General features: G+C 71.1%; 13 protein-coding genes and 1 pseudogene. 7 read left to right on the plus strand and 7 right to left on the minus strand.

Annotation, left to right across the window (positions count from 1 at the left end):
• The first annotated feature begins 28 nt into the window (after positions 1-28).
• On the plus strand, positions 29-703 hold the full coding sequence (locus OHB01_RS16470; protein ID WP_240971181.1) for a neutral zinc metallopeptidase: 675 nt from the start codon (positions 29-31) through the stop codon (positions 701-703).
• 66 nt (positions 704-769) lie between these two features.
• Here OHB01_RS16470 and OHB01_RS16475 read toward each other — a convergent pair.
• Both OHB01_RS16475 and OHB01_RS16480 read right to left on the minus strand, forming a co-directional pair.
• A pseudogene (locus OHB01_RS16475) lies at positions 770-1,264 on the minus strand (aldo/keto reductase); the annotation flags it as partial.
• Positions 1,249-2,175, minus strand: coding sequence for an NAD-dependent epimerase/dehydratase family protein (locus tag OHB01_RS16480; RefSeq protein WP_328855605.1), 927 nt, complete (start codon positions 2,173-2,175; stop codon positions 1,249-1,251). The pseudogene OHB01_RS16475 and the gene OHB01_RS16480, both read right to left, overlap by 16 nt.
• A gap of 80 nt (positions 2,176-2,255) precedes the next feature.
• On the opposite strand from OHB01_RS16480, the gene OHB01_RS16485 reads away from it, so the two are divergent.
• Entirely contained in the window at positions 2,256-3,149 is an 894-nt protein-coding gene (locus OHB01_RS16485) for a LysR family transcriptional regulator (protein ID WP_328855853.1), read from the plus strand.
• On the plus strand, positions 3,146-3,901 hold the full coding sequence (locus tag OHB01_RS16490; RefSeq protein ID WP_142646644.1) for a CPBP family intramembrane glutamic endopeptidase: 756 nt from the start codon (positions 3,146-3,148) through the stop codon (positions 3,899-3,901). The genes OHB01_RS16485 and OHB01_RS16490 overlap by 4 nt, the downstream gene beginning before the upstream one ends.
• Here the strand turns inward: OHB01_RS16490 and OHB01_RS16495 are convergent.
• The 4 genes from OHB01_RS16495 to OHB01_RS16510 form a co-directional block, all read right to left on the minus strand.
• Complete coding sequence (locus OHB01_RS16495; protein ID WP_142646642.1) at positions 3,865-4,650, minus strand: response regulator transcription factor; 786 nt, start codon at positions 4,648-4,650, stop codon at positions 3,865-3,867. The genes OHB01_RS16490 and OHB01_RS16495 overlap by 37 nt on opposite strands.
• On the minus strand, positions 4,647-5,807 hold the full coding sequence (locus OHB01_RS16500; RefSeq protein WP_142646640.1) for a sensor histidine kinase: 1,161 nt from the start codon (positions 5,805-5,807) through the stop codon (positions 4,647-4,649). The genes OHB01_RS16495 and OHB01_RS16500 overlap by 4 nt, the downstream gene beginning before the upstream one ends.
• Before the next feature lie 9 nt (positions 5,808-5,816).
• A complete protein-coding gene (locus tag OHB01_RS16505) occupies positions 5,817-6,305 on the minus strand; it encodes a hypothetical protein (protein ID WP_142646638.1) in 489 nt (162 codons plus the stop codon).
• Between the two features lie 355 nt (positions 6,306-6,660).
• A complete protein-coding gene (locus OHB01_RS16510) occupies positions 6,661-7,380 on the minus strand; it encodes a PIG-L deacetylase family protein (protein ID WP_142646637.1) in 720 nt (239 codons plus the stop codon).
• 65 nt (positions 7,381-7,445) lie between these two features.
• On the opposite strand from OHB01_RS16510, the gene pcrA reads away from it, so the two are divergent.
• The gene (gene pcrA / locus OHB01_RS16515; protein WP_328855606.1) at positions 7,446-9,755 is read left to right on the plus strand and encodes a DNA helicase PcrA; all 2,310 of its coding nucleotides are present in this window, start codon (positions 7,446-7,448) and stop codon (positions 9,753-9,755) included.
• A gap of 355 nt (positions 9,756-10,110) precedes the next feature.
• Here the strand turns inward: pcrA and OHB01_RS16520 are convergent, their stop codons facing one another.
• A complete protein-coding gene (locus tag OHB01_RS16520; protein WP_142646633.1) occupies positions 10,111-11,004 on the minus strand; it encodes a hypothetical protein in 894 nt (297 codons plus the stop codon).
• Positions 11,005-11,292: 288 nt separating this feature from the next.
• On the opposite strand from OHB01_RS16520, the gene OHB01_RS16525 reads away from it, so the two are divergent.
• The 3 genes from OHB01_RS16525 to sucD all read left to right on the plus strand — a co-directional run bounded on the left by OHB01_RS16525 (position 11,293) and on the right by sucD (position 13,908).
• Positions 11,293-11,694 (plus strand): cobalamin B12-binding domain-containing protein, encoded by a 402-nt coding sequence (locus tag OHB01_RS16525; protein WP_142616475.1) that lies wholly within the window; start codon positions 11,293-11,295, stop codon positions 11,692-11,694.
• 157 nt (positions 11,695-11,851) lie between these two features.
• Positions 11,852-13,033: an ADP-forming succinate--CoA ligase subunit beta gene (gene sucC / locus OHB01_RS16530; protein ID WP_328855607.1), complete on the plus strand. Its 1,182-nt coding sequence runs from the start codon at positions 11,852-11,854 to the stop codon at positions 13,031-13,033.
• Positions 13,033-13,908 carry a succinate--CoA ligase subunit alpha gene (gene sucD / locus OHB01_RS16535; protein WP_142616477.1) on the plus strand — a complete coding sequence of 292 codons (876 nt, stop codon included), beginning with the start codon at positions 13,033-13,035 and terminating at the stop codon, positions 13,906-13,908. The genes sucC and sucD overlap by 1 nt, the downstream gene beginning before the upstream one ends.
• The last annotated feature ends 156 nt before the right edge of the window (positions 13,909-14,064 follow it).

Raw genomic sequence — 14,064 nt, forward strand, 5'->3', positions numbered from 1 at the left:
GGGTATTCGTATGGCAATGACTCGCCGAATGCTCGCCGCGCTTGTGCTCCTGGCGACCCTTGTCGTCTCCTGCGGCACGCTCACCGGTTCTCCGCCCGACCGGGCTGAGCCGGGAGACGTGGCGTCCCAGGGGGCGCCGTGCGAGAGCAACGGTGACGACTTTCCCGGCGACGTCATGCTCGCCCGGTGCCTGACCGAGTGGTTCTGGGCGCAACGCTTCCAGGAGAACGACACGGTATATCGCCCGATCACCCGCTTCGTGGCTTATCAGGGCACGGATGGTCCCGACTGTGGTGGGCAGGCGGCCGTGCCGGAAAACGCCTTCTATTGCCCGATCGGCCATTTCATCGCCTACGACGCGGTCTGGCTCAAGGCGATGTACGACCAGTTGGGCGACGGGGCGGTCTACGTCGTGATTCCGCATGAGCTGGGGCATGCCGTACAGGCCCAGGTCTTGGACAACTTCAGCTTCAACGTGCAGCGGGAGCTCCAGGCCGACTGCTACGCGGGCGCCGCGCTGGGCGGCCTCATCCAGGCGGGAGTGCTGAGAGCGGAGCAGGGCGACGAGGAGGAGCTGCTCATCAACCTCCAGGCGGCGGGCGACCCCACCGACGTCTGGTGGACTCCGGACGCCCACGGCACTCCGGAACAGCGCCAGCGGTCGTTCGCCCAGGGCTACAACCAGGGTTTGGTGACCTGCTGACTTCTCACGGCCGATCGAGTCACGGCCGGTCGAGTCACGGCCGCCTAGCTCCCGGTCGGCCTCGCGGATCTGCCGCACGCCGACGTTCGAGATCCCGGCCGTCCGGATCTTGCCTTCGTCGAGCAGGTCGCGGAGCGCGCCGACCGACTCGGCGAAGGGGACGTCCGGGTCCGTCTTGTGGACCTGGTAGAGCCCGATCGCGTCGGTGCCGAGCCGCTTGAGCGACGCCTCGCACGCCCGCCTGATGTGGCGCGGGTCGCCGTTCACCGTCCACGAGCCGTCTCCGGGGCGGCCGCGGCCGCCCTTCGCGGCGAGGAGGACCCCGCTCACGTCGCCGCCGTAGGAGGCGAGAGCGCGGGCGATCAGCCGTTCGTCGTGGCCGATCTCGCCGGCGTGCCAGTGGTAGGAGTCCGCGGTGTCGATCAGGGTGACGCCCGCGTCGAGGGCGGCGTGGATCGTGGCGATCGCCCTGGCCTCGTCGGGCCTGCCCTCGACGGAGAGCGGCATGGCGCCGAGGCCGACGGCGCTCACCGGGACGTCTCCGATCAGGCGGGTGCGCACGTCCGCTCCTCCCCGGCCGGCGTCGTCTGGACGACCGATCGGACGACCGACTGGACGGCCGACTGGACGGCCGACGGCAGCCAGTCGGCGACGTGCGAGAAGCGGAAGCCGAGCGCCGTGGCCCGGCCGTTGTCCATGGCATAGCCGCGGTCGAAGGAGAACGGCGAGGTGTCCTCTCCGACGGCGTACACGGGCTCGCCGATGGCCGCGCACAGGTCCCGTACGTCGAGGGTCCCGTGGGAGGCGGCGTTGACCGGGCCGGTGAAGTCGGCCCGCGCGGCCCAGGCGAGGAACCGCGCGATCTCCGGCTCGTGGACGAACGACGCCGGCCGGGGGTTCTCATGCACGATCACCGGAAGTCCGGCCCGGATCCTCTGGACGTAGTGCGCGAGCCGTCCGGTGAAGTCCGCGCCGCCGAGCACGTGCGCGGTGCGGACGCTGACGAAGCCGAACGCCGCGTCACGTGTGAAGACCGCCTCCGCCTGGCGCTTGCCCTCGCCGTAGCTGGCGTCGAGGAACGCCGGGTCGTCCCACGGCAGGTCCGTCGCCACCGGCCAGGTCGCGGGATCGACCACGTCTTCCGTGTGCGGCGGGCCGTCGAGGTGGGCGTACACCTCGACGGTCGAGGTCATGACGTAGCGCGTGGTCCTGCCCGCGAACGCCCGCAGCGCCACGGCCGCCTGCACCGGCGTGTAGCAGACCTGGTCGATCACCACGTCGAAGTGGCGGCCGCCCAGGACGCGGCGCAGGGCGTCCTCGTCGTCGCGGTCGGCCCGCAGATGCGTCACGCCCTCTGGTGCCGGAGCCGATCCCCGGTTGACGACCGTGACGGCCGTCCCCGCGTCGCGCAGGTTCTCGATCAGCCGCCTGCCGAAGTATCGGCTTCCGCCGATGACGCAGATCTCGCTCATGACGATCAGGGTGGTCGCGTATAGTCGTCAGCGGTAGTGGCGATCTTCTTAGCCGGTCGTTAGGAAATCTGTTGATCGACGTGCATCGGCTCGGCGTGCTGCGGGAGGTCGCCCGCCACGGCAGCTTCAACCGTGCGGCCGCCGCGCTGCGGCTCACCCCTTCGGCCGTCTCGCAGCAGATCGCCGCACTCGAACGCGGCCTCGGCGTCCCCGTGGTGCGGCGCAGCACGCGCGGAGTGGTCCTCACCGAGCCGGGGCGCATGCTCGTCGACACCGCCGAGACGATCGCCGCCGAGCTGACCGACGCTCAGGAGCGCATCGACCGGCTCTCGACCGCGCGGGCCAGGTTCACCATCGCGACGTTCGCCAGCGGGGGCCGCCGTCTCCTGCCGCCGGCGCTCAGCCGCTTCGTCGCCGAGCACCCCGAGGCCGAGCTGACGATCCTCGAACGCGAACCGGAGGACAGCCTGCCCCTGGTGCGGGAGGGCCGTGCCGATCTGGCCCTCGCCTACCACTTCGACGGGCTGCCGCCGATCCGTCCGGGCGACCGCTCCGGCATGACGTGGACCCCGCTGATGACCGACCCGCTCCGGGTCGTCCTTCCGCGTACGCATCCGCTGGCCGGGCGCGCCCGCCTCCAACTGGCCGAGCTCGCCGCCGAACGCTGGATCCTCGGCTGCCTGAAGACCATGGACCTCCTGCGCCGCTATGCCGAGCTGGCCGGATTCGAGCTGCGGATCTCGTGCAGCGCCACCGACTATTTCTTCGCGCAGTCCCTGGTCACCGCGGGGGTGGGCGTCGCGCTCATCCCGGAGATCTCGCTCACGCCGGGCCCGGACGTGGTCGCGATCCCCCTTGAGGCGCCCAGCCCGTCCCGGTTCATCGGCATCGCGACCTCCCTGCGTGACCGTGGGCCCGCCCAGCCGTACGTCGACGCGCTGTGCGAGCTCCTCTCGCCGGACGGTGACGGGTGAAGCCCGCGACGGCGGCGGTTCTCGGGGTGCTCGCCGCGGCGAACGTGCTCAACAACCGGGTCGCCCGGCGGTGGGCGCCGCTGACTTCGGCGGTCGCGACCGGTGCACTGGTGCTGATCGCCCGCAGGGAGGGCGTCACCTGGCGGGAGCTGGGCTTCCGCCACGCCCGTGCCGGGGCGGTGACCGGGGGCGCGCTCGCGGCCGGCGTCGCGGCCGTCTACGCGGCGGGCGTCGCCTGCCCCCGCACCCGCGCGCTCTTCCGCGACGAGCGCGCGCTCGCGCTGTCGCGCCGCCGGGTGCTGGAGGAGGCCCTGGTGCAGGTGCCCCTTGGGACCGTGCTGCTGGAGGAGGTGGGCTTCCGCGGCGCGCTGCCCGCCCTGCTCGGCCGTTCGCTGCCGCCCGGTGCGGCCGTCGCCGTCTCGGCCGCGCTGTTCGGGCTGTGGCACGTGTTGCCCGCCGTCGACATGGCCGCGGCCAACCCCGCCCTCGGCAGGCCGGCCGCCGGGGAGACCCCGGACGAGGCCGCTCCCCAGACCAAGGCGGGACGGCTCGCGGAGACGGGACGGCTGGTGGCGGGGACGGTGGCCTCCACCGCGGTCGCCGGGCTCGTGTTCCACGGCCTGCGGCACCGCGCCGGGCTGCTCGCGCCCGCGCTGCTCCACGTGGCGACGAACTCCCTCGGGTACGCCGCCGCCCGGGTGGCCCGCCGCCTCGATCAGCCCTCGCGGGGATCGGCCAGGCCGGTCCGGTAGGCGTACGCGACCGCCTGGGCCCGGTCGCGCACCCGGACCTTGGCGAAGAGGTTGTTGATGTGCGTCTTGACCGTGGTCTCGCCGATGAACAGGGTGGCGGCGATCTCGGCGTTCGACAGGCCGCGCGCGATGAGCCGCAGGACCTCCGCCTCGCGCGGAGTCAGCCCGTCGGGCGGTGTGCCGGCATCCGTGGGTGTGCCGGGCGTCCGGTCCGCGTGCCGGGCCTCGCGCGTGTGGCGCGATGCGAACCGCGACCGGTGCGGCGGTGCGGCGGCGGGGCCGGTCGTCTCGACGGGTCCCTCGGTGGTCGGCGCGGTGCCGGTGCCGCCGCCGGTGACGGTGTTCAATAGGCGGCGCTGCACGCCGGGGTCGAGCTGCGCGTCGCCGTTCATCACCGTGGTCACGGCGCGGGCGATCTCCTCGGCGTCGGCGCTCTTGGTGAGGAAGCCGCGCGCCCCGGCGCGCAGCGCGGCGAAGACCGACTCGTCGTCGGTGTAGGTCGTGAGCACGACGACCTGCGTCTCCGGGAAGCCGGTGCGGATCCTCCGGGTCGCCTCGACCCCGTCCATGCGGGGCATGCGCAGGTCCATCAGCACCACGTCGGGCCGTTCGTCCGCGACCAGGCGGAGCGCGGCCTCGCCGTCGGACGCCGACCCCACGACCTCGATGTCCGGCAGCAGACCGAGCAGCAGGACGAGCCCGTCGCGCACCACGGCCTGGTCGTCGACCACGAGCACGCGGGCGGTCACGCCGGCACCCGCAGCCTGACCCGGAAACCGTCCTCGGTCTCGCCGGCCTCCAGGGTGCCGCCCAGGAGCTCGGCGCGTTCGCGCATACCCACGAGTCCGTATCCTCCTCCGGGTGTCCCCGGTTTCTCGCTCGGGGGGTTGACCACCTCCAGCTCGCACGTACGGTCGCCGAAGCTCAGCCGTACGGTGGCGGGGGAGCCCGGGGCGTGCCGCCGCACGTTGGTGACGGCCTCCTGGGCGGTGCGGATCATCGCGAGCTCGGTCTCGGGCGGCAGGCGGCGTTCGTGCCCATGGACGACGACGTCACACGGCCTGCCGGTCGCGTCGCGGAACTCCTCGGCGAGCGTCTCCAGCGCGGCGGGCAGCGGCTGGGCGTCGTCGCGGAGCGCGGCCACGGCGCTTCGCGCCTCTTCGAGGCCCTTCTTGGCCAGCTCACGAGCGCGTTCCACCCGGTCGAGGGCCTCCTGCGACCGGTCGGCGCGCAGCAGCAGCCGGGCGCCCTCCAGATGCACGATCTGCGCCGACAGGGAGTGCGCGAGGATGTCGTGGATCTCCCTGGCGATCCGGGCGCGTTCGGCCAGCACGGCCTCGCCCGCCTGCGCGGCGGTCGCGGCCCTGCGCTGTTTGATGGCGTAGGCGACCGCGAAGACCACGAAGACCGAGACGCACAGGCCGAGGTCGCGGTCCTGCCCCTGCGGGGCGATCGGTGGCGGCAGCAGCCCCAGGACGCTCGATCCCAGGCCCGCCAGGGCCAGCAGCAGGATGGGCAGCGACCACTTCAGCGGGTGCCGTACGGCGGCGGCCCCGACGCAGAACATGAGCACGGCGACGGCCGGGCTGCTGTCGGAGACCCTGTCGAGGGCGATGCTCGCCGCGAGGGTGAGCCCGATGAGGACGGCTTCCGCCGGACCGGCGTTCCAGCGCATCGGCAGGATCGGCCGCAGCCGGATGACGACCATGAGCGTCAGCGTGACGGCGATCGCGGCGGTCAGCGTGGTGATGGCGAGCCGGTCGCCCGTCAGGCCGAATCCCGGCGGGCTGGTCGCCTGCCCGCCGACGAGCAGGGCGATCACGGCCAGCCGCAGGAACGCGCCGGCGATCGCGTTCCCGCGGCTGGACTCCCAGGCGGCCTGGACATATCCGTCACGAGTGGGCACGTCCCGACGTTAGCGGGCCGTCTGAGCGCCGGGTACGGCCGCGCCGGGGAGGGCGTTCGCCCGCCGGGCGACGACGAGGAACTGGACACCGAGGGTCACTCCGACGAACAGGAGGATGGAGTTCTGCGACGAGGCGATGCCCAGGAAGGAGGTCAGGACCATCATCGCGACCCGGACGGCGATGGAGCCCACCCAGGCGATGAGGGTCGGGACGCCGCCCTGCGACCACGCCACGCCCTGCCGGTCGCGCCACACGCGCGTCGTCATGGCCCGCAGCACGCCGAGACCGGCGGCCACGAGGAGTTCCACGACGAGCACGGCGACGCTCAGCGACATGTGATGAGCGTCGACGAGCCCGCCGCCGCTGACACCGATCAGGACCAGCACGACGGGGATGATCACCCCCTGCGGCCTGGCGACGGGCCTCGGCCTCATCTGCCGGTAGATCATGATGGCGACGACGACGAGGGCGATGAGGACGATCTGCGTGGTTTCCATGCCCACGAAAGTAGGGATGCCGGGCGCGCACCGGATCGGCGCGCGGGTGGAAAGCTGGGGTGGAAAACCGGGCGGAGCCCGGCCGTTCTCCACCCGGGGGTGGAGAACCCGTCCGCCCGGCTCACCCCGGCCCGGTCCGGCCTGCTGGGCCCGGCGCGCTCAGCCCCCTCAGCCCGGCCTGTGCCGCGCACCTCGGCTCAGCCCCCCTCAGCCCGGCCTGTACCGCCCACCTCGGCTCAGCTCGCTCAGTCCGGCCCGGTTCGGCCTGCTCAGCCCAGTCCGGCCAGCCAGCCCGCCGGCTTGGTCCGGCGCGCCCGGCTCCGCCCGGCCCGGTTCGGCCTCGCGCAGGATGATCTCAGGCGGTGACCACCCGCTGGAACGCCTCGACGTACGAGCCCTCGGGGAGGCCCGCGGCGGCGGCGTGGCTGGAGAGCATGCCCTTGACCATGCCGTCCAGGTCGGGGATGTGCGAGGTCTGGCTCTCGTGCGCGCGCAGCGCGGCGATCTTGCGATCCACGGTCAGGGTGACGTCGATGTAGTGGTTGGGGGTCATGCCGCCGGTGAGCCACACTTCGCGTACGGTCCAGGCGTCGAGGCCCTCGTCGGCGAGCAGCTCGGGAAAGGCATAGGGGTTGCGGGCGTCGGGATAGACGGCGTCGAGGGTGGCACCGCCGACCGCGCGGTGGTCAGGGTGGCTCGGGCTGATCCGCGCGTAGTTGCGTTCGGGGGTCGAGGTGATGACCAGGTCGGGCCGCACCTGGCGGATCACCCGGGCGATGTCCCGCCGCAGGCCGAGCGTCTGCTCGACCGCGCCGTCCCGATAGCCGAGGAAGCGCAGGTCGCTCACACCCACGCACTTGGCCGCGGCGGTCTGCTCGGCACGGCGCAGCGCCGCCATGCCGCCGTTGTCCACCGCACGGTCGAAACCGCCCGCGTCGCCATCCGTGACCAGGCAGTACGTCACCTCGGCCCCCGCCTCGGTGAACCGGGCGACCGTGCCCGCCGCGCCGAAGTCGATGTCGTCGGGGTGAGCGACGACCATCAGCACTTTCTTGATATCCGCCTCGTCCAGCACGAGCAGTCCTCCTCAAGGTCCGGCACATCACCTTAAACGTGACATGCCGGGCGAGTGGGCCCCGGATGTCGGTGCGCGGTCATAACCTAAGGAGAGTGTCCACCCGAGCCGCCACTCATCCATTGCTCGACGGCCTCAACCCGCAGCAGCGGGACGCCGTCACCCACCAGGGCAGTCCGCTGCTGATCGTCGCCGGGGCCGGCTCCGGAAAGACCAGGGTGCTGACGCACCGCATCGCCTATCTGCTGGCGGAGCGTGACGTCCAGCCGGGGGAGATCCTCGCGATCACCTTCACCAACAAGGCCGCCCGCGAGATGAAGGAGCGGGTCGACAAGCTCATCGGGCCGCGGTCGAGGGCCATGTGGGTCATGACGTTCCACAGCGCCTGCGTACGGATCCTGCGGCGCGAGGCGAAGCGGCTGGGCTTCTCGTCCAGCTTCTCGATCTACGACCAGGCCGATGCGCAGCGGCTCATGGCGATGGTGTGCCGCGAGCTCGACCTCGACCCCAAGCGTTATCCGCCGCGGTCCTTCTCCGCCCAGGTCAGCAACTTCAAGAACGAGCTGATCGACTACGAGACGGCGGCCGACCGGGCATCGACCCATCTGGAGCGGACGCTCGCCGAGGCCTACCGCACCTACCAGCGGCGGCTCACCGAGGCCGGCGCGATGGACTTCGACGACCTGATCATGCTGACGGTCACGCTGCTCCAGCTCTTCCCCGACGTGGCCGAGCACTACCGGCGGCGGTTCCGGCACGTGATGGTCGACGAGTATCAGGACACCAACCACGCGCAATACATGCTGATCCGCGAGCTGGTCGGGCGGCCCGAGGTGCGCACCGCCGACGGCGACGTGGTGCGGGAGGGTGTCGAGCCCTCCGAGCTCGTGGTGGTCGGCGACGCCGACCAGTCGATCTACGCCTTCCGCGGCGCGACGATCCGCAACATCCTGGAGTTCGAGCGCGACTATCCGGACGCGCGGACGATCCTGCTGGAGCAGAACTACCGCTCCACGCAGACGATCCTCAACGCCGCCAACGCGGTCATCTCCCGCAACGAGGGCCGCAAGCCGAAGAACCTGTGGTCCGACCAGGGGGCGGGCCCCAAGATCATCGGTTATGCGGCCGACAACGAGCACGACGAGGCCATGTTCGTCGCGCAGGAGGTCGACCGGCTCTGCGACGACCACGGTGTCTCCCCCGGCGACGTGGCGATCTTCTACCGCACGAACGCCGCCTCCCGTGTGTTCGAGGAGATCTTCATCCGCACCGGCCTGCCGTACAAGGTCGTGGGCGGGGTGCGGTTCTACGAGCGCAAGGAGGTCAAGGACCTGCTCGCCTACCTGCGGGTCCTGGCCAACCCCGACGACATGGTGTCGCTGCGGCGCATCCTCAACGTGCCCAAGCGCGGCATCGGCGACCGTGCCGAGGCGATGGTCGAGGCGTTCGCCAACCGGGAGCGCATCGGCTTCTGGGAGGCGCTGCGCCGGGCCGACGAGGCGCCGGGCGTGGCCACCCGCTCGCTGAACGCGATCCGCGACTTCGTCGCGATGCTCGACGAGCTGCGCGGCAAGGAGCTTCCGCTGTCCGACCTGGCGGAGGAGGTGCTGCGCGTCACCGGCTACCGGACGGAGCTGGAGACCTCGGGCGACCCGCAGGACGAGAGCCGGCTGGAGAACCTCAACGAGCTGATCGCGGTGGCCGCCGAGTTCGAGGAGGCCAACTCGGATGGCACGCTCGTCGACTTCCTGGAGCAGGTCTCGCTGGTCGCCGACGCCGACCAGATCCCGGGAGGGCCCGGAGGGGTCGTACCCCCGGGGGAGCGCGCCCCCGACGACCACGGCGGGGTGGTCACGCTGATGACCCTGCACACCGCGAAGGGCCTGGAGTTCCCCGTGGTGTTCCTCACCGGCATGGAAGACGGCGTCTTCCCCCACATGCGCTCGCTGAGCGACCCGAAGGAGCTGGAGGAGGAGCGCAGGCTGGCGTACGTCGGCATCACCCGGGCCAAGGAACGGCTCTACCTGTCCCGGGCGGCGGTCCGCTCGGCGTGGGGCGCGCCGTCGTTCAACCCCGCCTCGCGCTTCCTGTCCGAGGTGCCGGGCGACCTGATCGAGTGGCGCGGCGACCCGGGCAAGACCGCCTGGTCGGCCGCGACCTCGCGCCCGGCCGCCCGTACGGCTCCCGCGCCGAAGACCGGCGGCCGGCAGATCCCGAGCCTGTCGCCCGGCGACCGGGTCACCCACGACACGTTCGGGCTCGGCACCGTGGTGGCGGTGGACGGCCAGGCCGAGAAGACGAGAGTGAAGATCGACTTCGGCAGCGAGGGCGAGAAGACCCTGCTGCTCGCCTACGCCCCCATCGACAAGCTCTGACCTGAGCCCGGAGCCGGAGCTCGGGCCCGGGTGTGTTGTGCGGACGAGCGCGCCGAGCGCGGGTGTCGGGAGTCGGATGGTCTGCGCCGGATGTCCCGGGCGGTGGGCCATGCGAGCCCAGCCGGAGCGGTGCGTGGCCCTCTGAGCCTTGCAGGTCTCCGCGCCATGTGCGGGTCTCCGCGCCATGTGCGGGAGGCCGGCACGAACGGAGCGGCCGGCCGGAGCGGTGCGCGCCCGGCTGGAACGAACGAAGCGGCCGGCCCCGGGTGACGATCACCCGGAGACCGGCCGCCTTCGTCGAGCGCCGTGCGGGGGGGCTCGGCCGCGCGGTTCAGTGCCTGATCGGCCGCGCGGTTCAGTCGGGCAGGATTACGGTGCCAGACGTCTCCGGCACGTCACCGTCGAGGTCGGACAGCTTGGCGACCTTGCTCTTCGGCGGCGCCTTGACCGTGACCTTCCTGCCCCAGCCGGCGTACGTGCTGTCGGTGGACAGGTTGAAGGTGAAGGTCTCGCCCTCGGACTTCATCTTCAGGTCGACGCTGGCCGAGGCGCGGCGGACGAGCTGGTCGGGGCCGATCCACAGCTTCCAGGACACCACGTTCTTGGCGGGGTTGGACCCAATGGCGGCGAGGCTGTTCTTGACATCCGGGTTGGCCTTCATGAGCTGGCCCAGCGTGATGGTGCCGCGATAGAGCGTGGTCTTCGCGCCGTTGACCCTGCCGCCGGGACCCTTGGCCTTGGTGGTCGCGAGGACCGCCTTGAGGTTGTGCCAGTCGAGGGGGTTCAGCGGGCTCGCCGAGGCGTTCGGCCGCACCCCGGGGAGCCGCAGCCAGGTCTTGCCCTCGGGGAGCAGGCTCGTGTAGACCCCGCCGGAGAAGTAGGCGGTCGAGCCGATGACGATCATGCGGAGAGGCTTCTCCGCGTCCTTCAGGTCCTCATCCTCGTCCTTCAGCAGCTCGCTGTATTTGGACTTCTGCGTGCTGTCCGAGGCGACGACGCCGGACCGGCCGAAAGCGTAGCCGCCGTTCGAGGTGTATTTGATGGCCGTGACGCCTGCGAGGCTCAGCTTGCCCGTGGAGACGAAGCGTACGCCGTGGCCGGAGACGAACTGCTTGCGCAGCGCCGACACCGGGTCGGCGGCGGGCGCCTGCGCCTGAGTCGAGGTGTGAGCCTGCGCGGGGGCGGCGACGGCGGGCGCCACGAGCGCGGCCGTCGCGGCGCACGCCAGCGCCATGAATGCTCGCTTCAAAGTGATTCCTCCCGTAGGTGCCCTCAAGATCAGGAGGGCAGCTGGGAAATCATTGCGGCTCATGATCACGAGAGCGTCACGAAAATCAGCATTTCCTGTGAGTTTTCAATTTGTGATCCGAATTCGGAAGGTTGCATTCCACTGCGAAAAGGCCGGGCGCGTTGCCGCCGAGCGGGCGGACGGATCACCCCATGGAGAGGGAACGGCCGACCTGCGGGGGCGTTCCGGGGCCATGCCTCGGGCGGCGGTTACGCTTCGGGCAGCGAGCACCATCTGCGGGAGGTCTTCATGGCAGGCAGGATTCGGGTCGTCATCGCGAAGCCGGGGCTCGACGGGCACGATCGCGGCGTCAAAGTGGTGGCGCGGGCGCTGCGCGACGCGGGCATGGAAGTCATCTACACAGGGCTGCACCAGACGCCGGAGCAGATCGTCCGTACGGCGATCCAGGAGGACGCGGCGGCGATCGGGCTGTCGATCCTGTCCGGTGCCCACATGACGCTGTTCGCCCGGCTCTTCGAGGTCCTGCGGGAGGAGGGCGCCGAGGACATCGTGGTGTTCGGCGGCGGCATCATCCCCGAAGCGGACATCCCCGAACTCACGAAGATGGGAGTCGCCCGGATTTTCACGCCCGGCTCCACGACCCAGGAGATCGTGGAATGGGTCCGTTCGGCGGTTCCAGCCACCGTTTAGGCATTTTGCCCAACCTTGCCGTACTCCAGGGTTGTTGGCAAGGCTCCGGCGGGACCCGACGACGCGGCCACGCTCGTACGGGGACTAGGCTTCATGCGCGGAAACGCCGGGCGGGACGACGGCGCCCGGCCTCGGACATCAAAAGGGACGGACCCTCGTGGACCTGTTCGAACATCAGGCGAAGGAGCTCTTCGCGGAGTACGGCATCCCGGTGCCGCGCGGAATCGTCGCGCACACGCCGGAGGAGGCGCGGGCGGCTGCAGAGCAGCTCACCGGACGCGTTGTCGTCAAGGCCCAGGTCAAGACCGGCGGGCGCGGCAAGGCCGGCGGCGTGAAGGTGGCCGACGACGCCGCCGACGCCCACGCGAAGGCGACGCAGATCCTCGGCATGGACATCAAGGGCCACACGGTCCACAAGGTCCTGATCGAGGAGGCCAGCCAGATCGCGGAGGAGTACTACTTCTCCTTCCTGCTCGACCGCGCCAACCGCACCTTCCTCGCCATCTGCTCCGCCTCGGGCGGCATGGACATCGAGGAGGTCGCGCACACCGCGCCGGAGAAGGTGGCGAAGGTGCCGGTCAGCCCGCTGACGGGCGTCGACCGCGCCAAGGCCCGCGAGATCGCGGTGGCGGGCGGCCTGCCGCAGCAGGCGCTGGACGGCGCCGCCGAGCTGATCGAGAAGCTCTGGGCGGTCTTCGTCGACGAGGACGCCACGCTCGTCGAGGTCAACCCGATGATCCTGTCGGCCGACGGCCAGGTGAAGGCCCTCGACGGCAAGGTCACCCTCGACGACAACGCGAACTTCCGCCAGCCGGAGCACGCGGCGTACGTCGACAAGGCCGCGGAGGACCCGCTGGAGGCCCGGGCCAAGGAGAAGCACCTCAACTACGTCAAGCTCGACGGCAACGTCGGCATCATCGGCAACGGCGCGGGCCTGGTCATGTCCACGCTCGACGTCGTGGCGTACGCGGGTGAGGAGCTCCCCGGCCAGCCCAAGCCGGCCAACTTCCTCGACATCGGCGGCGGCGCCTCGGCCGAGGTCATGGCGAACGGCCTGGAGATCATCCTGTCCGACCCGTCGGTGAAGTCGGTCTTCGTGAACGTCTTCGGCGGCATCACCGCCTGCGACGCCGTCGCCAACGGCATCGTCTCGGCCTTCCAGCTCCTGCGGAGCCGGGGCGAGGAAGTGACCCACCCGCTGGTCGTCCGCCTGGACGGCAACAACGCCGCCCTGGGGCGGCAGATCCTGGCCGACGCCGCGCTTCCGCGCGTCGAGCTGGTCGACACGATGGACGAAGCGGCCAAGCGCGCCGCCGAGCTCGCCGCGGTAGGTGCGTAATGGCTATCTGGCTCACCGAGAACAGCAAGATCATCGTTCAGGGCATGACCGGTGGTGAGGGCACCAAGCACACCCGCCGCATGCTCGCCGCCGGCGTCAAGGTCGTGGGCGGCGTGAACGCCCGCAAGGCCGGCGTCACGCACGAGGGCCTGCCGGTCTTCGGCACGGTCAAGGAGGCCATGGAGCAGACGGGCGCCGACGTGTCGGTCGTCTTTGTGCCCCCGGCCCACACCAAGGCCGCCGTCCGCGAGGCCATCGACGCCGAGATCCCGCTGTGCGTGGTCATCACCGAGGGCGTGCCGGTCCACGACACCACCGAGTTCTGGGCGTACGCCGTCTCCAAGGGCAACAAGACCCGCATCATCGGCCCGAACTGCCCCGGCATCGCCTCGCCCGGCGCGTCGAACGCCGGCATCATCCCGGCCGACATCACCACCAAGGGCCGCGTCGGCCTGGTGTCGAAGTCCGGCACGCTGACCTACCAGCTCATGTACGAGCTGCGTGACATCGGCTTCTCCACCTGCGTCGGCATCGGCGGCGACCCGGTCATCGGCACGACGCACATCGACGCCCTCCAGGCGTTCCAGGACGACCCGGAGACCGACGCGATCGTGATGATCGGCGAGATCGGCGGCGACGCCGAGGAGCGCGCGGCTGCCTACATCAACGAGCACGTGACCAAGCCGGTCGTCGCCTACGTCGCCGGGTTCACCGCGCCCGAGGGCAAGACCATGGGCCACGCGGGCGCGATCGTGTCCGGCTCCGCCGGCACCGCCCAGGCCAAGAAGGAGGCCCTGGAGAAGGTCGGCGTCCGCGTCGGCCGTACGCCCAGCGAGACCGCCCGCCTGATGCGCGAGATCATGTCCAGCCGCTGATCTCATACATCCGGCTGTCGTCCGCGACCTTGTGCTCCCACCGCCGTGGTGGTGTGAGCGCAAGGTCGCGGTCGTTTCCGGGGCCCGGCCGGTGCGCGTGCCGATGCGTCCGGATTGCGTACTCCCCGGCGTGGCGACGTGGAGCAACGCCGCCGG

Source organism: Microbispora hainanensis, from assembly GCF_036186745.1.
Taxonomy (GTDB): domain Bacteria; phylum Actinomycetota; class Actinomycetes; order Streptosporangiales; family Streptosporangiaceae; genus Microbispora.

What these genes read in the sequence shown, in the direction of transcription:
- OHB01_RS16480 (WP_328855605.1), bottom strand. Translation starts at nt 2,175, where the DNA reads ATGAGCGAGATCTGCGTCATCGGCGGAAGCCGATACTTCGGCAGGCGG.
- OHB01_RS16470 (WP_240971181.1), top strand. Translation starts at nt 29, where the DNA reads ATGCTCGCCGCGCTTGTGCTCCTGGCGACCCTTGTCGTCTCCTGCGGC.
- OHB01_RS16505 (WP_142646638.1), bottom strand. Translation starts at nt 6,305, where the DNA reads ATGGAAACCACGCAGATCGTCCTCATCGCCCTCGTCGTCGTCGCCATC.
- OHB01_RS16525 (WP_142616475.1), top strand. Translation starts at nt 11,293, where the DNA reads ATGGCAGGCAGGATTCGGGTCGTCATCGCGAAGCCGGGGCTCGACGGG.
- sucD (WP_142616477.1), top strand. Translation starts at nt 13,033, where the DNA reads ATGGCTATCTGGCTCACCGAGAACAGCAAGATCATCGTTCAGGGCATG.
- pcrA (WP_328855606.1), top strand. Translation starts at nt 7,446, where the DNA reads ATGTCGGTGCGCGGTCATAACCTAAGGAGAGTGTCCACCCGAGCCGCC.